We start from the raw sequence: 19,904 nt of genomic DNA, 5'->3' as shown, positions 1-19,904 counted from the left end.
GCGCCCGCGGGCCGCCCCCCCCCCCCGGTGCACCGCGCGCGCACCCCCTCCCCCCCCCCACCCCCGGCCGCGCCCACCCTGCGCCCCCCCCCCGCGTCCCCGGCCGCCGCGGACCTGCAACCTCGCAAGGACGAGTGGTGGTTCTCCGCCTGGGACGTCCAGAACTCCGTCTGGCCGCTGACAAAGGGCTCCGGCGTCACGGTCGCCGTTCTCGACAGCGGAGTGGACGCAGGAATTCCAGAACTCTCCGGTGCCGTCCTCGAAGGGGCGGACACGGCCGGCGGAAAGACCGACGGCCGCAAGGACATGGACATCTTCGAAGACGGCCATGGGACCTCAATGGCCGTCATGATCGCTGGCCGGGGAGGCGGGAACAGCGGCTACGTCGGGCTCGCTCCGGAGGCCGAGATTCTCCCGGTCCATGTGGCGACCGGGGACGTGCCGGGCTCCCCCGTGGGCATCACCCCGGCCCTGACCAACGGCATTCGTTTCGCCGCGGACAAGGGCGCCAAGGTGATCAACCTTTCCATCGGGGCCGGAGCCGACGGCATCCCTCACCGATGTCCGAACAAGCTCCTGGACGCCATCGGATACGCGATAAAGAAGGACGTCGTTCTCGTTGCCAGCGCGGGCAACAGCGGCAGAACGATAAATTCCCCCGAGGCTCCCGGTTCCTGTCCAGGAGTCGTCGCCGTGGGCGGCATCGACTCCGATCTGCGCCCCTGGGAGAAGACCCAACGCCAGCCCTACGTCGCCCTCGCGGCCCCTGCGAGCGGGTCGGTGTTCGTCGGAAGAGGCGACAAGGTCTACAGCGGCGCGGCGGGAACCAGTGCTTCTGCGGCGTTGGTGTCTGGGGCGGTGGCTTTGATTCGGGCTCGTAACCCGCATATGTCTGGGCGGACGGTTGTTCAGCGGCTTCTTGCCACTGCGCTGCCGATCAACAAGCCCGTCCCTGACAAGGCGACCGGCTACGGCGCCATCCGCATCGCCCGCGCCATGGACCCCGCCAAGTACCCGGTGCCCGCTGACGCACCAAACCCCGTCTACGACAGGTTCGATCAATTGCAGCAGACGGCGCACAAGGCGACAGCGGCTGCAGCGACCCCGGCTGCCGAAACCCACCGGTCGGGCGGCGGGACCTCCCCTGCCATCTACGCCGCCCTCGCCGGCGTGGCAGCGGCCCTGGTCGGTGGCCTCGCCTTCCTTTGGTTCCGCCGCCACCGACTGAATGGCGTCAAACGAGACGGAACCAAAGGCACCCTCATCTAAGGATCCGTATGAGGGCTCTTCGCCGCGTCGCCATTGCGGGTTCGGCGGTCGCCCTGGTCGTTGGCATTGCGTCGCCCGCCTCGGCGGAGCCGCGGCCGCGCAAGGACGAGTGGTGGTTCCCGGCTTGGGAAATCGAGAACGCCGTGTGGCCAATTTCAAGAGGCGCGGGAATCACGGTCGGCGTCCTCGACTCGGGCGTCAACCCTCATCTCCCCGAACTGGCCGGGGTGGTCCTCAAGGGTGCTGACACCGCCGGCGGTAAGAGCGACGGCCGCAAGGACCTCGATGTGAAGGAAGACGGCCATGGCACCACGATGGCCATCATGATCGCGGGGCAGGGCGGCGGAAGCAGTGGCTTCGCGGGCATCGCCCCCCAAGCCAAGATCCTTCCGGTGCATGTGATGTCGATCGATGTCCTGGGCCCGGACCGCGTCGACAGCGACAAGGCGATCGCCGACGGCATCCGTTTCGCCGTCGGCAAAGGCGCCAAGGTGCTGAATCTGTCCTTCGGTGCCGGAGCGCCGGGTACACCGGATCAATGTTCGCGCGACGTCCGCGACGCGGTGGCTTACGCGATACAGCATGACGTCGTCACCGTCGCTGCCGCCGGCGATACGGGGAACACGAACAATTTCGCAGAGGCCCCTGCGTCCTGCCCTGGCGTCCTGGCGGTCGGCGGCGTCGGCTCGGACCTGCGGCCGTGGAAAGGCACTCAGCGGCAGCCCTACGTCGCCGTCGCCGCTCCGGCGAGCGGCTCAGTGGCAATCGGCAAGACGGGCACGGTCTATTCGGATGCGCAGGGGACCAGTGCGTCGGCGGCGTTGGTGTCTGGGGCGGTGGCTTTGATTCGGGCTCGCAATCCGCATATGTCTGGGCGGACGGTTGTGCAGCGGCTTCTTGCCACTGCGCTGCCGATCTACAAGCCTGTTCCGGACGAGGCGACCGGGTACGGGGCCATTCGGATTGCGCGTGCTATGGATCCCGCGAAATACCCCGTCCCGGCCGATGGGCCCAACCCCGTCTACGAACGGTTCGACCGGGTGCAGGGGGCCGCGAATGATGTGAACACGATCCCGGCTGCTGAAACTCGGAGGTCAGGTGGTGGGCCTTCACCTTTCGTCTACGGCGCTGTCGGTGGGGTGGCGGTGCTTGTCGGCGGTCTCGCCTTGGTCTGGTTCCGTAGTCGGCGCTCGTCTCCGCGTTAGGGGACGTCAGAGGAGGTTGTGGCGGGTCAGGTAGGCGGTCGTGGAGTCGGGGGTGCCGGTGTGGGCTCGATAGCCGTCGGGGCGGACGAGGACGACGGTCGGGCCGGTGACGGCGTAGGCGGCTTCCGCTTCGGGGTTCGCGGTGATCTCGACGGTGCGGACGTCGCGGCCGCAGGTGGGCGGTGGGGTGTTGAAGGCGAGCAGGGTGAAGTGGGGGCCGCGGAAGGCGTCGAAGAGGGTGGTGCCGTCCGCGAGGCGGGCGTTCGGGGCGCGGGTGCCGCCCGCAGGGCCGGACGAGAGGGGGCTGTCGGGGTAGGCGAGCAGGAGCTGCTGGGTCTCCTCGCCGCGCTTGTGGGCGTCGGCCTGGCCTTCGGCGGCCTTCTGGTAGAGGGCGGTGCTGATGCCGAGGACGCCGGCGGCGACGGGGAGCCGTTCCTCCTCGTAGGTGTCGAGGAGGGACGGGGAACCGGCGGCGAGCTTCCAGCCGAGGTTGTAGGCGTCCTGGACGCCGGTGTTGAGGCCCTGGCCGCCGGCGGGCGAGTGGACGTGGGCGGCGTCGCCGGCGAGGAAGACGCGGCCGGCGCGGAACCGTTCGGCCATCCGGATGTTGACGCGGTAGACCGACGCCCAGCCGAGGCCGGTGAGGCGGATGTCGTCGCGGCCGGTGCCGTCGGCGAGGTGCTTCTGGTAGGTGGCGAGGGTGAGGTCGGGGTCGTCGCCGGGGGCGAGGGCGGCGGTGAACTGGAAGTCGGACGTGCCGGGCAGCGGGCACAGGCCGACGCCGGGGGTGCGGGTCTCCAGGTCGGCCCACATGTGCCAGTGGTCGCGGTCGAGGTCGGGGGTCCGGACGTCGCCGATGAGCATGCGCTCCTCGTCGCGGGTCTCGCCGAGGAACGGGATGCCGAGGGCCTTGCGGACGGTGCTGCGGCCGCCGTCGGCGCCGACGAGGTAGGCGGCGCGGACGGTCGTGCCGTCGGTCAGGACGGCGGTGACGCCGTCGTCGTCCTGCGTGAACGAGGCGAGGCCGACGGCGTCGACGTGGCCGCCGAGGGCGGTGAGGCGGTCGCGGAGGATCTCCTCGGTGCGCCACTGCGGCACCATCAGGACGTTCGGGTACGGCACCTCGGGCGTCGGCTCGACGGGGTCGTGCATGCGGCCCTCCCAGACGACGTCGGCGCCCGCGTAGGCGCGCAGCGGCGGGTAGGGGGCGCCGGCGGCGCGGACGGCGTCGATGACGCCGAGGTCGTCGAACACCTCGAGGGTGCGGGGCTGGAGGCCCTTGCCGCGCGACCCGGACGGGTGGCCGGGGTCGACGATGCGGTGCGGGACGCCGCGGCGGGCGAGGTCGATGGCGAGGGTGAGGCCGGTCGGGCCGGCTCCGGCGATGAGGATCATGCGAGCCAGCGTCGGCGGCAGCCCTGGCAGATCGCTGGCAGGCCGCTGGCAGCGGGGCTCAGTCGCGCTCGTAGCGGTAGCCGCGGCCCCGCAGGGTGGTGATGCTGCCGGGGTCGGCGCCCTGCTGGGCGAGCTTGCGGCGCAGGGCGGAGATGTGCACGTCGAGGGTCTTGGTGGGGCCGAACCAGTTGGTGTCCCAGACCTGGTCGATGAGGTCCTCGCGGGTGACGACCTCGCCGGCGGACTGCACCAGCCGGGCGAGCAGGTCGAACTCCTTGGGGCGCAGCGCGATCTCGGTGCCGGCGTAGCTGGCGCGGCGGGCGGCGAGGTCGAGGGTGAGGCGGCCGGCGGTGACGAACCGCTCGTCGGACCGTCCGGCGCTGCTGCGGCGCAGGTGGGCGCGGAGCCGGGCCATCAGCTCGGTGAGCCGGAACGGCTTGGTCAGGTAGTCGTCGGCGCCCGCGTCGAGCGCGACGACGACCTCGAACTCCTGGGTGCGGGCGGTGAGCACGACGATCACCGCGTCGCGCAGCACGGTGCGGAGCCGCCGGCAGAGGGTGACGCCCTCGATGTCGGGGAGCCCGAGGTCCAGCAGGATCAGGTCGGGGGCGCGGCGGGCGGCGCTGTCGAGGGCGTCGCCGCCGGTGGCGGCCCAGTCGGCCTCGTAGCCGTGCGCGGCGAGGGCCTCGGCGAGCTCGCTGCCGATGGCCTCGTCGTCCTCCACGACGAGCACATAGGGTCCGGCCATGGTCCCGATGTTACGGACGGGGGCGGTCACGTGCGGGCCGGGACGCCGGCCGTCCGCGCGCCGGGCCGCGAGGCCGGGCAGAATGAGCCGCGGGTGGTGGCGGTGACGACGTCGGTGACGGCGTCGACGACCCTGCCGAGCCGTGAGCCGGGCTCGGACGCGCAGTCCCGGTGGACGTTGACCGCGTGGCCGAGCCCGACACCGGCCAGCGCCGTGACGATCAGTACGCCGATGAGCAGCCTGCGCATGATCGTGCCTCCCCCTCTCGACGCCGGCGTCAGGACGCAACCTAGCCCGGGGCGCATCAGCGGCGGCTGTGCGGTGGGTTAGGGCGTCGCTTACCTTGCCGCGGCGCGGGCGCGGGGCGCGTCCGGCACGTCCCGGCTGCGGTTATCCTCCGGGCGGGAGGCGAGTGTGGACGCGGTTCCGAGGACGGCGCCGCTGCGGCGCAGGCTGCTGGTCACCATCGCGGGGATCACCGCGGTGGCGGTGCTGCTGCTGATCGTCCCGCTGGCGGTGGCGGTGCAGCGGCTGTACCGCAGCGAGGCGCAGACGAAGCTGGAGCGGGACGCGACGCGGGTCGCGGCGACGGCGCCGGACGACGAGGCGCGGCATCCGCGCCCGATCGAGCTGCCGGAGGGGCTGAACGAGCGGCTGCGGGTCGGGATCTACGGGATCGACGGGCGCCGGCTGACCGGGGAGGGCCCGCCGTACTCGCGGGCGGCGGCGCAGGCGAGCGACGGGCGGCTGCACCAGCGCGACGAGCACGGCCGGCTGGTGGTGACGGCGCCGATCCCCTCGGACGAGGGGGTGACGTCGGCGGCGCGGGTGAGCATGCCGGAGCGGGCCGTCGCGCGGCGGATCGAGCGGGCGTGGTGGGTGATGGCGGCGTTCGCGCTGCTGATCGTCGGGCTGGCGGTGTTCGTGGCGCGGTACCAGTCGCGGCGGCTGGCGCGCCCGCTGGAGCGGCTGACGCTGGCGGCGCAGGCGCTCGGGGACGGCGACTTCACCGTCCGGGCGCAGTCGTCGGGGGTGCTGGAGGCGGACGAGGCGGGCCGGGCGCTGGAGGTGACGGCGCGGCGGCTCGGGTCGATGCTGGACCGGGAGCGGGCGTTCAGCGCGGACGTGTCGCACCAGCTGCGGACGCCGCTGACGGGGCTGCTGCTGGGGCTGGAGTCGGCGCTGGAGCGGCCGGGCGCGGACCTGGCGGCGGCGGTGCGGACGGCGGTGCGGCGCGGCGAGCATCTGCGCGACATCATCGACGACCTGCTGAGCCTGGCGCGGGACGCGGGCCCGAACCGGGAGCGGCTGGACGTGCCGGGGATGCTGGAGGAGCTGCGGCGGCGGCCGCCCGCCGGGCGCCCGCTGGAGGTGGCGGCGCGGGGTCCGCTGCCGGAGGTGCACGCGTCGGCGTCGGCGGTGCGGCAGATCCTCGGTGTGCTGCTGGACAACGCGCAGGTGCACGGCGCGGGGCGGGTGACCGTGGAGGCGAGCGACATCGGCGGCGGCCTGGCGATCGACGTGTCGGACGAGGGTCCGGGCGTCACCGAGACCGAGGACATCTTCGCGCGGCGGCACTCCGGCGGCGAGGGCGACGGCGGGCGGGACGGCGGCGGCCGGGACGGCGGGCACGGGATCGGGCTGGCGCTGGCGCGTGCGCTGGCGGAGGCGGAGGGCGGGCGGCTGGTGCTGCGCCGCCCGTCCCCGCCGATCTTCACGCTGCTGCTGCCGGCGTCCGAGCCGCCGTCCGAGCCGCCGTCCGACGAGGGCGCGTGACCCCGCGCCCGGCGCGCGTCACTCGGCCTTGAGGCGGGCGCCGAACCAGCGGAGCGTGGCGGGCACCATCCGGCGGAACGTGCGGTAGTTGTGGCCGCCGGACGGCAGGAACAGGCTGTCGGCCTTCATCGGCGGGCGGATCCCGGCGAGGAACCGCTCGTTCTCCGGGAAGGTCTTCTCCCCCACCCGGCAGGACGCGACGAGCAGCGAGATCGGCGGGGCGGGCAGGTGCTTCTCGCGCCACAGCAGGTTGCTCTCGTTCTGCAGGTTCTTGTTGCCGTCGAAGAGCTTGCCGGTGGTGAGGTCCTGGATCGTGGAGAAGTACCCGGACAGCGACGCCGCCGCCGAGTACCGGTCCGGATGCTTCATCGCGATCTTGGTGGCGCAGAACCCGCCGGTGGAGTCGCCCATGATGCCCCAGCCGGTGCGGCCGACGGCGACCCGGTAGTGGGCCTGCATCGCGAGCGGCACGTCGGTGGCGAAGAAGCTCTCGACCTGCGGGCCGCCGGGCACGTCCGCGCACTCGGTGTCGCGCGGCGGCGCCTCCGTCGGCCGCATCAGCACGTAGATCGCGGGCGGCACCCCGGCCCGCTCCCCCTGCCGGACGAGGTCGGGGAAGCGCATCGTGTGCAGCAGCGCGGTCGGATGGCCCGGGTAGCCGGTCAGCACGATGATCACCGGGAACCGGGTCTTCGCGTACGCGGACTGGTAGTACTGCGGCGGGAGCAGGACGAACGTCTCGGCGCTCAGGCCCGTCGCCTGGCCCTGGAAACGGTATTCCTCGGTCGCCCCGGACACGGCCGGATCGCGTTTCGCGGCGGCGCCGCCGATCCTTTTGATCGTCGCGGTGTCGATCTGCTTCACCGGGCCGCCGGCCTTCGCCATGACGTGCTTGATCTTCGCGGGCGCCGCGTTGGTGGCGAACAGGTCGTCCCAGCCGGAGTAGAACTCGAAGTGCGCGTTGACCGCGACGAGAACGGCGAGGAGCGTGATCGCCTGGGTGCCGACCAGCAGGCCGATCCTGGCGGCGACGGTGCCGGGCCCCGAGCGCGCGCCGCGCGGCCACCACCACACGGTGAACGCGAACAGGACCGCCACCACCAGGAACAGCAGCGTGATGAATCCGCCTCCGGTGAGTCCCATGCCCTCCCCCTAAGGCAGTCCGGTCTTCGTCCGACCGTCAAGTTAGCCGTCACCGCATCAGCCGCATGACAACGCCGGGTTAGCTCCGCGTTAACCCGCTCGCGGGCGACGCGAATGGAATGCGGCCCGATCTTGATGTGAGGTATATGGGGAATTTATTTCGCGCTGCTATGATGGCGTTATCGCCGAATAGGCTGCCTTTCCCGAACACCGGCTCACCGAGCCCGGCCCCCGCCGAGCGGGGCCGGCAGGAAAGGCAGGCCATGGACGAAGGACGACCCAGCCGCACCGCGCTGTCGGCCGCGGCGGCCCGCGCCGCGCACCCGCTGGTCGACGAGCGGCCCCTCATCTTCACCGACCCGCTGGCCGGGCGGCTGCTCGGCGGGCTGGCGGACGAGATGATCGCCTACCACCGCGGCAACGGCGGGCACATCATCCTCGCGGGCACCCGCACGATCACCACCGTCCGCAGCCGCTACGCCGAGGCGCGCGCCGGCGCGTTCGACCAGTACGCGGTCCTCGGCGCGGGACTCGACACCTACGCGTTCCGCGCGCCCGCCGGACAACGCGTTTTCGAGGTCGACCATCCGGCGACGCAGGAGTGGAAGAAAGGCCTGCTGGACGCCGCCGGAATTCCCGTCCCCGGGAACGCCGTGCTCGTTCCGGTCGATTTCGAGGAGCCGGACGGGCCCGTCCGGCTCCTCGCCGCCGCCGGGTTCGACACCGCGCGCCCGGCGCTGGTGAGCTGGCTCGGCGTCAGCTACTTCCTCACCCGCGACGCGATCGCGGGCACGCTCGCGGAGATCGGCCGCCTCGCGCCCGGAACCGAGCTGGTCATGGACTACGCGCTGCCGCCCGGCCTGCGGGACGCGGAGGGCGACGCCTACGCCGAGATCGCCGCGCGGGTCACCCGGGACGCGGGCGAGCCGTCCCGGTCCCGGTTCGCGCCCGGCGAGGTGGACGCGCTGCTCGCGGCGCACGGCCTGGACGTCGTCGAGAACGTCACCCTGGAGCGGGCCGTCCCGCCGGAGGCGTGGAGGCGCACCGACGACCTCCGCCCCTTCGACTACTTCCGCCTCCTCCGCGCCGTCGTCCGCTGAGCTGCGGCGAGTCAGAGCTGGGCGGGGCCGTGGAGGCGGACGGCGCTCAGCGCGAGCGCCACCTCCACCAGGTCGCGGGGATGGGCGAGCGTGCGGCCGGTGAGCTGCTCGATCTTGCGGAGCCGGTTGAGGACGGTGTTGCGGTGGCAGAACAGCCGGTCGGCCGCGCGGGCGGCGGAGCCGTCGCAGTCCAGCCAGGCGGCGAGGGTCGCGAGCAGCACGTCCCGGAACGCGGGGTCGACGCCGGCGAGGCCGCCGAGCGCGACGTCGCCGAGCCGGCCGGCCAGCCGCGGCTGGGACAGCACCAGCGCGTCGGGCAGGCGCCGGTCGAGCCGGACGACCTGGGAGCCGGGGCCGCGGCAGGTCCGCAGCGCCAGCTCGGCGAGCCAGCGTGCGCCGCCCAGCTCGGCGAGGGTGTGCACGACGGGGCTGACGCCGGCGTGCGACCGGGCGTAGGGGCGGACGGCGGCGACGAGGTCGTCCAGCTCCGCCGTGCCGAGCGCGACCAGCGCGACCTGCGCGTCGGCGCGCAGCCGCCAGATGAACCGCATCCCGCCGATGTCGCCGGGGCGCCGGTCCCGGCCGCCGGGGAACTCCGCGGAGAGCTCGCCGTCGAAGCCGCCCGCGAACCCGCCCTCGGCGCCCAGCATCACCACGGCGTACCGGCCCGCCGCCGGCAGCCCGAGGACGGACGCGGCGGTGGCGAGCAGCCCGCCGTCCGCGCCCTGCCCGTCCAGCAGCGCGTCCACGATCGCCTGGACGCGCTCCTCGCTGCGCCGCGCCAGCGACAGCTCGGTCTGGTGGTAGGCGGCGGCGGCCGCGCCGGACTGCTCGTCGATGGTGTCCCAGGTGCGGGTCGCCTGCCGGACGAGCGCGGGCACGTTGCCGGGGTCGTGCCGCCCGACGACCTCGACGACGGCCTCCCAGAACACCCGCCCGGCGAGCCGGTAGGAGCGCAGCAGCTGGTCGAGCGGCTGGCCCTGGTGCGCGCGGCGCCGCCCGAGCCGGCGCGCCCAGTCCAGGTCGGCGCGGCCCCGGCCGGGTTCGAGGATCGCCTCGAACCCGTACCCGAGGCCGGCCCGGCAGACCTCCCCGAGGTCGCCGCGCAGCTGCTCGGAGCGGTCGCCGTCGTCGCCGGACAGGATCTCGGCGGCGAGCCGGTCGGCGAGGTCGGGGAGCCGGTCGGTCAGCCGCAGCACCGCCTTGCGCAGGATGGCCCGGTCGGCGTCCGCGCGGCCCGGCTCGCGCTCGCGGCCCGGCTCCCGGTCGCGGTGGGCGGGATCGCGGCGGGCCGGTTCCCGGTGGGCGGGGTCCCCGCGGAGGCCCTCGCGGCCCCCGGCGTCCAAGCGGTCCGTGGTTCCCGACCGGCTCGCCGTCATCGCCCGCCACCTCCGGCACAACGCAGGGGGCCTCATCGTGCCACCGCGCGCACTCCAGGACCACCGGTCCCGGCCCGCACTGTGCCGGCGCACAACCGCGGCCCGGTCCCGTTGCGCGGCCGCCCCGAAACGGAACCGCGCTCTGGACCGTCCGGCGGGCGCGTGCTCCTCTCGTCACCATGGGTGTGTTGTCTGGACACGATCGGCTGTACGGACGCGACCGGGAGCTCCGGGTCGTCGAAGGGCTCCTCGGCCGGGCGCGCGACGGGCAGGGAAGCGCGCTGACCGTCGTCGCGGACGCGGGCATGGGAAAGACGGCCCTGCTGGACGCCGCCGAGCGGACCGCCGCCGAAGGGTTCCGGGTGCTGGCGGCGACCGGCGTCCCCGCCGAGGCGGACGTCCCGTACGCGGGGCTGCACCGGCTGCTGCGGCCCTTGTCGGACCTGGTCGGCGAGCTCCCGCCGGCGTTCCGGGCGGCGCTGGCGCCGCTGTCCGGCGGCGAGGCCCCGGCCCCGTTCGTCCTGTATTCGGCGGTCTGCGAGCTGCTGAGCGTCGCCGCGCGGTCCGGCCCCGTGCTGTGCCGGGTGGACGACGCGCAGTGGCTGGACCGGGTCTCGCTGGAGGCCCTCGCGTTCGCGGCGCGCCGCGTCCACGACGAGCGGCTCGCGATCATCTTCGCCGCGCGCACACTGGCGCCGCTCACCGGCATCCCGCACCTGCGGCTGCCGCCGCTGGACGAGGAGGCGAGCCTGCGGATCCTGCAGGACGCGGCCGGCGACGCGCTCGGCACCGAGCTCGCGGAGGAGGTCGTCGACCTGGCGAGCGGGTGCGCGCTCGCCGTCCGGGAGCTGGCCGGCGGGCTGACCGCGGCGCAGCTGTCCGGCGGCGCCGCGCCGCCCCGCGCGCTGCCGCCCGGCAGCGTCCTGCGGACCCTGTACCGGCACCGCCACCTGCGGCTCCCGCCGGGCGCGCAGCGGCTCGTGCTGATGGTCGCGGCGGACGAGTGGCTCGGCGCGGCGACGGTGGCGCGGGCCGCGCGGACGGCCGGGATCGGCGCGCGGGAGATCGAGGCGGCGCGCGAGTCGGGCCTGCTGCGGCTCGCCGACCACGCGGTCGCCGGGGACGACGCGGTGGTCGTGCGGGACCGGCTCGTCCGGTCGTCGCTGTGGGCGGAGGCGTCACGGGCCGAGCGGCGCGCCGCGCACGCGCTGCTCGCGCAACTGCTCGTGCAGGACTGGCAGCGGCCGTCGCTGATCTGGCACCGGGCTGCGCTGTCCGGCGAGGCCGACGACCGGATCGCCGACGAGCTGGCGGAGGCCGCGTCGCGGTCCCGCCGCGCGGGCCGGTACGGCGACTCGTGGCAGGCGTGGCAGCGCGCCGCGGCGCTGACGTCGGAACGCGGCGCGCGCGCGGACCGGCTGCTGGCCGCCGCCACCGACGCCTGGGCGGGCGGACGCGCGCGCCGGGCCCGGGCCGTGCTGCGGCAGGTCCGGCCCTTGGACCAGGACGGCACCCGGGCCGGGCTCGCCGAACTGCTGCGCGGCGAGATCGAGGCGGGCTCCGGGTCGCCGGCCACCGCCGTCCCGATGCTGCGGGACGCCGCCGAACGGCTCGCCGGGACCGACGGCGCGCTGGCGCTCGCGGCGCTCATGTGGGCGGCCGAGGCCGCCGACGCCGCGGGCGACCACCTCGCCTACGCCGAGATCGCGGAACGCGCCGCGAACCTGCCCGGCGCACCGGACACGCCCCGCACCGGCCTGATGCGGGCGCACCTCGCCGGGATGGCCGCGACGTTCCGCGGCCGCTACGCCGAGGCCGCGCGGCTGCTCGGCCGGGCCGTCCGGCTGGGCGAGGCCATCGCGGGCGACTCCTCGGCCGACCATTCCGGCGACTCCGCCGCGCAGGCGTGGGCGGCGCTCGCGGCCCTCGCCCTCGGCGACGGCCGGGCGCGCGCGCTCGCGGCCGGGGCCGTCGCGTCCGCGCGGCTGCGCGGCGACGCGCCCGCCGAGTCGTACGCGCTGTCGGCCGCGGCGCGGTGCGAGACGCTCCTCGGCCATCCGCCGGTGCCGATCACCGCGTGCCACGAGGGCCTGCGGCTGGCGCGGGCGACCGGGCAGCACGGGCACGCCGCCGAGCACCTCGCCGCGCTCGCGCTCGTCGCCTCGTTCAACGGCGACCGCGACGCGGCGCACCGGCACCTGGAAGCGCTCTCCGGCGGCGCGGACCGGCGCGGGCTCGCGGGCGCCGACCGGCGCGGCCTCATCCGCGCCGCCGCGTTCGGCGCGTGGGCGCCCGCCTGCCTCGACCTCGCCGCCGACCGTCCCGGCGACGCCGCCGCGCGGCTGCGGCTCCCGGGCGGGGCGGGCCTGGCGCACCCGCTGGCCCGGCTGCTCGCCGCGCCGCACCTGGTCGAGGCCCTCGCCTACACCGGCCACCGGGCGCGCGCCGCCCGCGCCGCCGAGGACTTCACCCGCTGGGCCGACGCAACCCGCACCCCGGGACGGCTCGCGCTCGCCCGCCGCTGCGCCGCCCTCCTCGCCGAATGCGACGACGAGGCCGCCGCGCACTACACCGAGGCGCTCCGGCTGCACGAGTCGGCGGGCGCGGTGTTCGAGCTGGCCCGCACCGAGCTGCTGTTCGGCGCCCGGCTCCGGCGCGGCCGCCGCCCCCGCGCCGCCCGCGAGCACCTGCGCACCGCGCTGCGGATCTTCGAGCGGTACGGCGCCGTCCCGTGGACCGGGCAGGCCCGCGCCGAGCTGCGCGCGGCGGGCGACGCGGGCCCGGCCCCGGACCCGGAGACGGCTGCACCGCGCACCGCCTCCGGGCCCGGGGAGCCGCCCGCGCTGACCGGGCTGACCGCCCAGCAGGCGCACATCGCCCGGATGGTCGCCGAGGGCGCCACCAACCGCGAGATCGCGGCCCGGCTGCTGCTCAGCCCGCGGACCATCGACCACCACCTCCGCAACGTCTTCACCCGGCTCGGGATCCGGTCGCGCGTCGAGCTGGCCCGGATGATCCGCTGACCCGCCGGGCGCGGACGAGGGGTCCGCGCCCGGCGTCCGGCGGAGGACCGGCCTGTGTCCGTCCGGCGGAGGACCGGCCCGTGTCAGGCCTTCTCGTACTCCTCCTCCTTGGCCGCGTCCTTGGAGCCGCGAGCGCTCTTCGAGGAGTTCGAGGAGTTCCCGGCGGAGGAGCCGGAGCCGCTCTTGGCCTTGCGGCCGTTCCCGGACTTCTCCTCCTCCTTCAGCGCCTCCTCGTGGGTCTTCACGACCTCGCTGTCGCGGATCTCGCCGCGCCAGCCCTCGATCTCGTCGGGGTGCGTCAGCGACTGGGTCATCACGTGCCGGCGGAAGTGCTTGAGCTCCAGCCGGACGCGGCGGCCCTGCGCGCGCCAGATGTTGCCGGTCCGCTCGAACAGGCCCTGCGGGTGGTACTCCAGGACCACCAGGACGCGGGTCAGGTTCGGCGCCAGCTCGTGGAAGCTGACGGTGCCGTCCACGTGGCCCTTCGCGCCCTTGGAGCGCCAGACGACGTGCTCGTCCGGGACCTGCTCGACGATCGTCGCCTCCCACGTCCGCTTGGACCAGAAGATCTTCGCCTGCCAGTTCAGCTTCTCCTCGTCCGCCTGGTCGACGCTGATGACCTTCTTCATGAAGGACGGGAAGTCCTGGAACTGCGTGAACTGGTCGTAGACGAGGCGGCGCGGCGCACCGATGTCGGTGTGCTCGATGATGTTGGTGACCTTCACCTTCTTGCCGCCGCCGCCCTTGCCGCCGCCCTTCTTCAGGGCGCCGCCGATGGTGTCCTTGAGCCGCCCGAACAGGCCCTTCGCCTTCTCGGCGGGCTTGCCGGCCGTCTCCTCGGCGGTGTCCTTGGCGTTCTCGGCGGTGTTCTTCGCGGTGTCCTTCGCGCTCTTCGCCGTGCTCTTTCCGGTGGAGCCGCCGCTCTCGTTCCGCTCCTCGGGCTCTTCGCCCCGGTCGTTGCGGCGGCTGAGCGCGCGGCCCGCCGCCACGGCGGCGCCGGCGCCGAGCAGGACGCCGCCGGTCGCGCCGAGCGCCTTGCCGCCCGGGACACCGCTCGGCAGGTTCTGCGTGATCCGGCCGAGGCCGGACGGGCTCCGCCGGCCGACCGGCAGCCGTTTCGCGATCTGTCCGATGGGCACCGGGCCCACCCTGGTTCCGCGTTTCATGGTGTGTCTCCTCCGCAGGAGTTCGGTTTCGGGGGTCTGCTTCACGAGGTCCGGACGACCTCGCCGTCATGGATCTCGCCGCGCCAGCCCTCGACCCCGCCGGGGGCCGTCAGCGAGCGGGTCATGACATGGCGGCGGAAGTGCTTCAGTTCCAGCCGGACCCGGCGGCCCTGCGCGCGCCACAGGTTGCCGGTCCGCTCGAACAGGCCGCCGGGGCGGTACTCCAGGACGAGCAGGACGCGGGTCAGGTCGGGCGTCAGCTCGTGGAAGCTGACGGTCCCGTCCACCCGTCCCTTGGCCGCCGTGGACCGCCAGACGATGTGCCGGTCCGGGACCTGCTCGACGATCGTCGAGCGCCACGTCCGGCTCGACCAGAAGATCCGCGCCTTCCAGTCCAGCCGCTCGTCGGACGCCTGGTCGACGCTCACCACCTTCTTCATGAAGGACGGGAAGTCCTCGAAGCGGGTCCACTGGTCGTAGACCAGCCGGCAGGGCGCGCCGACGTCGATCTGCTCGACGATGTTCACCGGCCCGCCGCGGCCGCCGAAGCTGAAGATCCGCTTGAGGGTCTCCTTCAGCGCCGTCCAGCCGAAGCTGAGCAGCGCGCGGCCCGGCGACTTGCCGTCGTACAGGGCCCGGGCGCCCGCGAGCGCCGCCCTGACCAGCGGCCCGCCCTGCTCCGCCTCGGCCGCCAGCCGCCGGACGGAGCGTTCCAGCCGGGACTCGAAGCGGGCGACGACCCGGTCCGCGACCCGGCGCCCGGCGCGGCCGGCCGCGGCCGCGACCAGAACGCCGCCCGCGCCGGCGGCGAACCCGGTCCGGAAGTTCATGTGCTCGTCACCTCGCCGTCCACTCGGAGTCGTGCGCCGGGCTACCCGCGTAAAGAAGGGCAAAACAGGCCGCAGGCCAGCGCCCGGCCTCCCGCGCACGCACCCGCCGGAACGTCGTCACAGCAGGTCACAGCGGTCGCGCGCAGAGTGAGCGCACCAAAACCGCGCGATCACGGGCCGAAACCGCCCGACCAGACCAGCCCAGCGTGCACACCGGACCACGGCCGCCTCCGGTAACGGTTAAGCCTCTTGCGTAATGCACCCCTTGAACTGGTACGGACCAGTGTTTATCTTCATGGCCACCACGCGCGTTTGTGCTCAGTGAGCATTCGCACCGCGCACAATTTTTCATGCGCGAAAGGGAGGAGGACCGGGCGGCCGACGCCGCCCGCGGGAGGACCACGCCAAAGGGTCATGCGACGGCACGCCGCGCGACCCGTCCGGGGCGGCGTGAACATGCGGGCCGAAAAACGACGCACGGACGCGCGGGAGCGTCCGCAAGTGCGAGCCGAAGAAGGCGGGGACAGATGAAACGGCACCTCATCGGCGCCATCGCCGCGGGCCTCACCGTGGCACTCGGCGTCAGCGGATGCGGCAAGGGAAGCTCGTCCGGCGGAGACGACTCCGACGGCAAGACGATCAAATTCGTCGCGGCCATCTACGACGACAACACCAAGCCCTTCTGGGACGCCCTGATCAAGGACTTCGAGGCCAAGAACTCCGGGTACAAGGTGAACCTGGAGATGGTCGACTGGACCCAGATGGACGCCAAGGTGAAGACCTACGTCCAGACCAAGCAGGTCCCCGACATCCTCAACTACAACGCGTTCTCCGACTTCGCCCGCGACGGCCTGCTCTACAAGGCCTCCGAGGTCGTGTCGCCGGCCACGCTCAGCGACTTCACCCCCACGTTCGTGGAGCAGGCCAAGTTCAACGGCGAGCAGTACACGCTGCCGTTCATCTCCAGCGCCCGGCTGATGTTCTACAACAAGGACCTGTTCCAGAAGGCCGGCATCACCGACCCGCCCAAGACCTGGGCCGACATCAAGGCCGACGCGCAGAAGATCAAGAAGACCGGCGCCATCGGCTACGGCCTGCCGCTCGGCCCCGAGGAGGCGCAGGCGGAGTTCTTCTCCTGGGCGATGAACGACAACGGCGGCTGGGTCGACTCGTCCGGCAAATGGGCGATCAACCAGCCCGCGAACGTCGACACGCTGAACTTTCTCAAGGACCTCAACAAGTCCGGGCTGACCCAGCCGAACCCGGAGAGCACCGACCGCAAGACGGTGTTCAACCAGTTCGCCCAGGGCAAGATCGGAATGGCGATCGGCGGCCCGTTCACCAAGGCCGGATTCATCACCCCGGCGAACCCGAACCTGAACTTCGGGGTCACCTCGCTGCCGGTGAAGAACGCGAGCTCGCAGCCGAACACGCTCGGCGTCATGGACGTCCTCGACGCGTTCAAGAAGAACGACGGCAAGAACAAGGAGGCCGTCAAGAAGTTCCTCGACTTCTTCTACCAGAAGGACAACGTCTCGCGGTTCCTCGCCAAGGAGGGCTTCCTGCCGACGACGAAGTCCGCCGGTGACGCGCTCAGCTCCGACCCGTACATGAAGCAGTTCGTCGACGCGCTGCCGACGAGCAAGTTCGCCCCGACCAGCAACCCCGCGTGGTCGGCCGTGGCGGGCGCCGTCAAGCAGAGCCTCGGCACCTCGGTCGCCGACAAGGACCCGAAGAAGGTGCTCGACGACATTCAGCAGACCGCCGAAAAGGCCGGCTGAGTGCAGGACGTCGCCGTGAAGCGGGACGCCGGATTCCGTCCGGCGTCCCGCCCCTCCCTGCTCAGGCGCATCGGGCGCGCGCTCGTCCCGCTGCTGTGGCTCGGCCCGTCCATCGTGCTCATCGCCGTCGTCGTGCTGTGGCCCGTCATCGAGATGGTCCGCACCTCGCTGCTGAAGATCAGCTCGTCCGGCGTGACGCTCGGCAACCGCGGCTCGGCCAACTACACCGACCTGTTCGACGAGGACGCCCTCGTCCCCGTCGTCCTCCGCACGCTGCTGTGGGTCGCCGGCATCGTCGTCGTCACCATGGTGCTGTCGCTCGCGGTCGGCCAGCTGCTCAACGCCCGCTTCCCCGGCCGCCGCGTCGTCCGCTGGGCCGTCATCGTCCCGTGGGCGGCGTCGGTGCTGATGACCGCGCTGATCTGGAAGTGGATGCTGGACAACTACTCCGGCATCGTCAACCGCGTGCTGCTCGACCTGCACGTCATCGACAAGCCGGTCAACTGGCTCGGCCACCCCCACCAGGCGATGATCTGGATGATGTGGGTCGCGGTGTTCGTGTCGCTGCCGTTCACCTCGTTCGTCATCCTCGCCGGGCTCCAGTCCATCCCGTCCGACGTGTACGAGGCGGCCCGCGTCGACGGCGCCGGCGCCTTCCGCACCTACTTCGGGATCACGCTGCCGCTGCTGCGGCCCGCCGTCCTGATCGCCTCCATCATCAACGTCATCAACGTCTTCAACTCGTTCCCGATCATCTGGGCGATGACCGCCGGCGGTCCCGGGCACGCCACCGACACCACCACCACCTTCATGTACAAGCTCGCGTTCTACGACCAGCACGTCGGCGAGTCCGCCGCGATGGCCGTCGTCAACTTCGTCCTGATCCTGGTGATGGTGCTGGTGTACCTGCGGGCCACGCGCTGGCGGGAGGAGGTCCGATGAAACGCTCCCCCGTCCGCAAGGTGCTCCTCACCGGGGTCGGCTGGCTCGTCGCGCTGATCTTCGTGGCGCCGTACCTGCAGATGTTCCTGACGTCGCTGAAGACCGAGCACGAGCTCACCGAGTCGCCCGGGACGTACCTGCCCGGGCACTGGCAGTGGTCGAACTTCGTGGACGTCTGGAAGGCCGCGCCGATCTGGACCAACATGCGGGTCTCGCTCGTCGTCGCCGCCGTCGCCACCGTCGTCACGCTGGCGTGCGCGATGCCCGCCGCGTACTACACCGCCCGCAACCGGTTCCGCGGGCGCGGCGCGTTCCTGCTGCTCGTCCTCGTCACCCAGATGTTCGCGCCGACCGCGCTGGTCATCGGCATCTTCCGGGAGATGGTCGCGCTCAACCTGACCGACACCCTGATGGCGCTGATCCTCGTCAACGCCGCGTTCAACCTGCCGTTCTGCGTGTGGATCCTGCACGGCTACTTCTCCAGCATCCCCAAGGAACTGGAGGAGGCCGCGTTCCTGGACGGCGCCGGACGCCTCGGCGCGCTGTTCCGGGTGACGCTCCCGATCTCCACGCCGGGCGTCATCACCGCCGTCGTCTACACGTTCATCTCCGCCTGGAACGAGTACATCGTCGCCCTGACCGTCACCGCGTCGCCCAACCGGCAGCCGCTGACCGTCGCGATCCCGTCGTTCGTCACCCAGTACCAGGCGCACTGGCAGTACCTGTTCGCCACCTCGCTCATCGCTATCGTTCCCGTCGTGATCCTCTTCGTCTTCATCGAGCGGTACCTGATCGGCGGCCTCACCGCGGGCTCCGTCAAGTGACCCTCATCGCGATCGACGTCGGCGGGACGTCCATGAAGGCCGCGCTCGTCCCCGCCCCGTCCGGCGCCGCCGGCTCCGGGGCGGCGACCGGCGCGGACGTGCTGCTCGCCGAGACATGGCCGACCGACCGCACCGATCCGGTCGGCGGCATCCTCGACTTCGCCGCCCACATGGCCGCCCGCGCCGGCGCGCTCGGACGGCCCGCCCGCGCCGCCGGGATCGCCGTCCCCGGCATCGTGGACGAGGCGTCCGGGACCGCCGTCCGCGCCGCCAACCTCGGGTGGCAGGACGTGCCGCTGCTGCACCTGGCGGAGGAGCGGCTCGGGGTCCCCGTCGCCGTCGGCCACGACGTCCGCACCGGCGGCCTCGCCGAAGCCGTCCTCGGCGCGGGACGCGACGCGGGCGACTTCGTGTTCATGGCGATCGGCACCGGGATCGCCGCCGCGCTGATCCTGAACGGCACCACCTACCCGGGCGTCTCCGGCTGGAGCGGCGAGGTCGGGCACGTCGTCGTCCGGCCCGGCGGCGAGGACTGCGCCTGCGGCAACAAGGGCTGCCTCGAGACCTACGCGTCCGCCGCGTCCATCGCGCGGCACTACACCACCAGGGCCGCCGCTCTTACGCCGACCGGCGGATCGGGCACGGTCGCTAGTGCAGCGGGCAGCACGCTCGGCGCAGCGGGTGCCCTGGACGGTGCCGCCGACAGCACAGCAGCCCTGGACGGCGCAGGGGGCGGCGTGGGAGGCGACGTGGGAGGCGTCCGCGCGGAGGACGTGATCGCGCGGGCAAGCACCGACGACCTCGCGGCCCGGATCTGGTCGGAGGCCCTCGACTGCCTGGCCGACAGCCTCGCCGCCACCACGCTGCTCCTCGACCCGGGGCTGTTCGTCCTCGGGGGCGGTTTGGCGCAGGCGGGGCCGCTGCTGCTCGAACCGCTGGAGGCACGGCTCGCCGACCGCCTCCTGTTCCGTCCCGCTCCCCCGCTGGCCGTCACGCGACTCGGCGACCGCGCCGCCGTCCACGGCGCCGCCCTCCTCGCCGCCCGTCTTCTCTAACCTCACCTCCCCGGCGGCCACTATGTCTGCGCCAATGCCAAGGAAGTGGTGGCGTGGGTGGAGCCGAGCTGTGCGCATGTCCGGGTTGGGATGTATTTCCTGTCGGGTTCTTATGCCGGTCTACGGGTTTCCATCGAGATTCCATTGGTTGGCAAGAGGGGCTGTTCAGGCGTCTCGACGAGAGTGGTGTTCGGGAGATCGTGGATAAGGGTGTTCGGGTGGTGGGGTGGCGCTTGCGTACGGGGCCGCCCCTCCAAAGTCAAGGGCG

General features: G+C 73.0%; 16 protein-coding genes. 9 read left to right on the top strand and 7 right to left on the bottom strand.

Translation table 11 applies throughout. The features are described 5' to 3' along the window. Positions 1-27: 27 nt before the first annotated feature. Together AB0C78_RS48140 and AB0C78_RS48135 are read left to right on the top strand one after the other, a co-directional pair. Positions 28-1,269 carry a S8 family serine peptidase gene (locus AB0C78_RS48140; RefSeq protein WP_360761881.1) on the top strand — a complete coding sequence of 414 codons (1,242 nt, stop codon included), beginning with the start codon at positions 28-30 and terminating at the stop codon, positions 1,267-1,269. An 8-nt stretch (positions 1,270-1,277) separates the two neighbouring features. After that, the gene (locus tag AB0C78_RS48135; RefSeq protein WP_360761880.1) at positions 1,278-2,474 is read left to right on the top strand and encodes a S8 family serine peptidase; all 1,197 of its coding nucleotides are present in this window, start codon (positions 1,278-1,280) and stop codon (positions 2,472-2,474) included. A 6-nt stretch (positions 2,475-2,480) separates the two neighbouring features. Here the strand turns inward: AB0C78_RS48135 and AB0C78_RS48130 are convergent, their stop codons facing one another. The 3 genes from AB0C78_RS48130 to AB0C78_RS48120 are packed head-to-tail and all read right to left on the bottom strand — an operon-like array spanning position 2,481 to position 4,865. After that, a complete protein-coding gene (locus AB0C78_RS48130; RefSeq protein WP_360761878.1) occupies positions 2,481-3,869 on the bottom strand; it encodes an FAD-dependent monooxygenase in 1,389 nt (462 codons plus the stop codon). Between the two features lie 58 nt (positions 3,870-3,927). Continuing rightward, on the bottom strand, positions 3,928-4,617 hold the full coding sequence (locus AB0C78_RS48125) for a response regulator transcription factor (protein ID WP_190862088.1): 690 nt from the start codon (positions 4,615-4,617) through the stop codon (positions 3,928-3,930). Between the two features lie 26 nt (positions 4,618-4,643). Further along, positions 4,644-4,865 carry a hypothetical protein gene (locus AB0C78_RS48120; protein ID WP_360761876.1) on the bottom strand — a complete coding sequence of 74 codons (222 nt, stop codon included), beginning with the start codon at positions 4,863-4,865 and terminating at the stop codon, positions 4,644-4,646. 166 nt (positions 4,866-5,031) lie between these two features. On the opposite strand from AB0C78_RS48120, the gene AB0C78_RS48115 reads away from it, so the two are divergent. After that, positions 5,032-6,393, top strand: coding sequence for a HAMP domain-containing sensor histidine kinase (locus tag AB0C78_RS48115; RefSeq protein WP_360761875.1), 1,362 nt, complete (start codon positions 5,032-5,034; stop codon positions 6,391-6,393). Between the two features lie 18 nt (positions 6,394-6,411). Here AB0C78_RS48115 and AB0C78_RS48110 read toward each other — a convergent pair whose 3' ends face one another. After that, positions 6,412-7,536 carry an alpha/beta hydrolase-fold protein gene (locus AB0C78_RS48110; RefSeq protein WP_360761873.1) on the bottom strand — a complete coding sequence of 375 codons (1,125 nt, stop codon included), beginning with the start codon at positions 7,534-7,536 and terminating at the stop codon, positions 6,412-6,414. A gap of 263 nt (positions 7,537-7,799) precedes the next feature. Between AB0C78_RS48110 and AB0C78_RS48105 the strand changes: the two genes are divergently transcribed. After that, complete coding sequence (locus AB0C78_RS48105; protein WP_360761871.1) at positions 7,800-8,636, top strand: SAM-dependent methyltransferase; 837 nt, start codon at positions 7,800-7,802, stop codon at positions 8,634-8,636. Between the two features lie 11 nt (positions 8,637-8,647). Here the strand turns inward: AB0C78_RS48105 and AB0C78_RS48100 are convergent, their stop codons facing one another. Beyond that, positions 8,648-10,015 carry a helix-turn-helix domain-containing protein gene (locus tag AB0C78_RS48100; protein ID WP_360761869.1) on the bottom strand — a complete coding sequence of 456 codons (1,368 nt, stop codon included), beginning with the start codon at positions 10,013-10,015 and terminating at the stop codon, positions 8,648-8,650. 188 nt (positions 10,016-10,203) lie between these two features. Here AB0C78_RS48100 and AB0C78_RS48095 point away from each other — a divergent pair, with 188 nt between their 5' ends. Next, the gene (locus AB0C78_RS48095; RefSeq protein ID WP_360761867.1) at positions 10,204-13,038 is read left to right on the top strand and encodes a LuxR family transcriptional regulator; all 2,835 of its coding nucleotides are present in this window, start codon (positions 10,204-10,206) and stop codon (positions 13,036-13,038) included. Between the two features lie 83 nt (positions 13,039-13,121). Here the strand turns inward: AB0C78_RS48095 and AB0C78_RS48090 are convergent, their stop codons facing one another. Next, positions 13,122-14,177 carry an SRPBCC family protein gene (locus tag AB0C78_RS48090; protein WP_360761865.1) on the bottom strand — a complete coding sequence of 352 codons (1,056 nt, stop codon included), beginning with the start codon at positions 14,175-14,177 and terminating at the stop codon, positions 13,122-13,124. A gap of 68 nt (positions 14,178-14,245) precedes the next feature. Beyond that, a complete protein-coding gene (locus AB0C78_RS48085; RefSeq protein ID WP_360761863.1) occupies positions 14,246-15,034 on the bottom strand; it encodes an SRPBCC family protein in 789 nt (262 codons plus the stop codon). A 527-nt stretch (positions 15,035-15,561) separates the two neighbouring features. Between AB0C78_RS48085 and AB0C78_RS48080 the strand changes: the two genes are divergently transcribed. From AB0C78_RS48080 to AB0C78_RS48065, 4 genes are read left to right on the top strand one after another with little or no spacing between them, the layout of a single operon-like run. Then, positions 15,562-16,815: an extracellular solute-binding protein gene (locus AB0C78_RS48080; RefSeq protein WP_360761861.1), complete on the top strand. Its 1,254-nt coding sequence runs from the start codon at positions 15,562-15,564 to the stop codon at positions 16,813-16,815. Then, entirely contained in the window at positions 16,816-17,757 is a 942-nt protein-coding gene (locus tag AB0C78_RS48075) for a sugar ABC transporter permease (protein WP_360761859.1), read from the top strand. It begins immediately after the preceding gene. Further along, positions 17,754-18,581, top strand: coding sequence for a carbohydrate ABC transporter permease (locus AB0C78_RS48070; RefSeq protein WP_360761858.1), 828 nt, complete (start codon positions 17,754-17,756; stop codon positions 18,579-18,581). Before AB0C78_RS48075 ends, AB0C78_RS48070 begins: the two co-directional genes overlap by 4 nt. Continuing rightward, on the top strand, positions 18,578-19,636 hold the full coding sequence (locus tag AB0C78_RS48065) for an ROK family protein (protein WP_360761856.1): 1,059 nt from the start codon (positions 18,578-18,580) through the stop codon (positions 19,634-19,636). The genes AB0C78_RS48070 and AB0C78_RS48065 overlap by 4 nt, the downstream gene beginning before the upstream one ends. Positions 19,637-19,904: the final 268 nt, after the last annotated feature.

Origin of the sequence: Actinomadura sp. NPDC048394 (genome assembly GCF_040651755.1) — a bacterium.
In the GTDB taxonomy this organism is placed as follows: domain Bacteria; phylum Actinomycetota; class Actinomycetes; order Streptosporangiales; family Streptosporangiaceae; genus Spirillospora; species Spirillospora montaniterrae.
Note: the sequence above shows the minus strand (reverse complement) of the source record. Positions and strands in the feature narration are given on the sequence as shown.

What these genes read in the sequence shown, in the direction of transcription:
- AB0C78_RS48135 (WP_360761880.1), top strand. Translation starts at nt 1,278, where the DNA reads ATGAGGGCTCTTCGCCGCGTCGCCATTGCGGGTTCGGCGGTCGCCCTG.
- AB0C78_RS48130 (WP_360761878.1), bottom strand. Translation starts at nt 3,869, where the DNA reads ATGATCCTCATCGCCGGAGCCGGCCCGACCGGCCTCACCCTCGCCATC.
- AB0C78_RS48125 (WP_190862088.1), bottom strand. Translation starts at nt 4,617, where the DNA reads ATGGCCGGACCCTATGTGCTCGTCGTGGAGGACGACGAGGCCATCGGC.
- AB0C78_RS48120 (WP_360761876.1), bottom strand. Translation starts at nt 4,865, where the DNA reads ATGCGCAGGCTGCTCATCGGCGTACTGATCGTCACGGCGCTGGCCGGT.
- AB0C78_RS48110 (WP_360761873.1), bottom strand. Translation starts at nt 7,536, where the DNA reads ATGGGACTCACCGGAGGCGGATTCATCACGCTGCTGTTCCTGGTGGTG.
- AB0C78_RS48105 (WP_360761871.1), top strand. Translation starts at nt 7,800, where the DNA reads ATGGACGAAGGACGACCCAGCCGCACCGCGCTGTCGGCCGCGGCGGCC.
- AB0C78_RS48100 (WP_360761869.1), bottom strand. Translation starts at nt 10,015, where the DNA reads ATGACGGCGAGCCGGTCGGGAACCACGGACCGCTTGGACGCCGGGGGC.
- AB0C78_RS48085 (WP_360761863.1), bottom strand. Translation starts at nt 15,034, where the DNA reads ATGAACTTCCGGACCGGGTTCGCCGCCGGCGCGGGCGGCGTTCTGGTC.
- AB0C78_RS48080 (WP_360761861.1), top strand. Translation starts at nt 15,562, where the DNA reads ATGAAACGGCACCTCATCGGCGCCATCGCCGCGGGCCTCACCGTGGCA.
- AB0C78_RS48070 (WP_360761858.1), top strand. Translation starts at nt 17,754, where the DNA reads ATGAAACGCTCCCCCGTCCGCAAGGTGCTCCTCACCGGGGTCGGCTGG.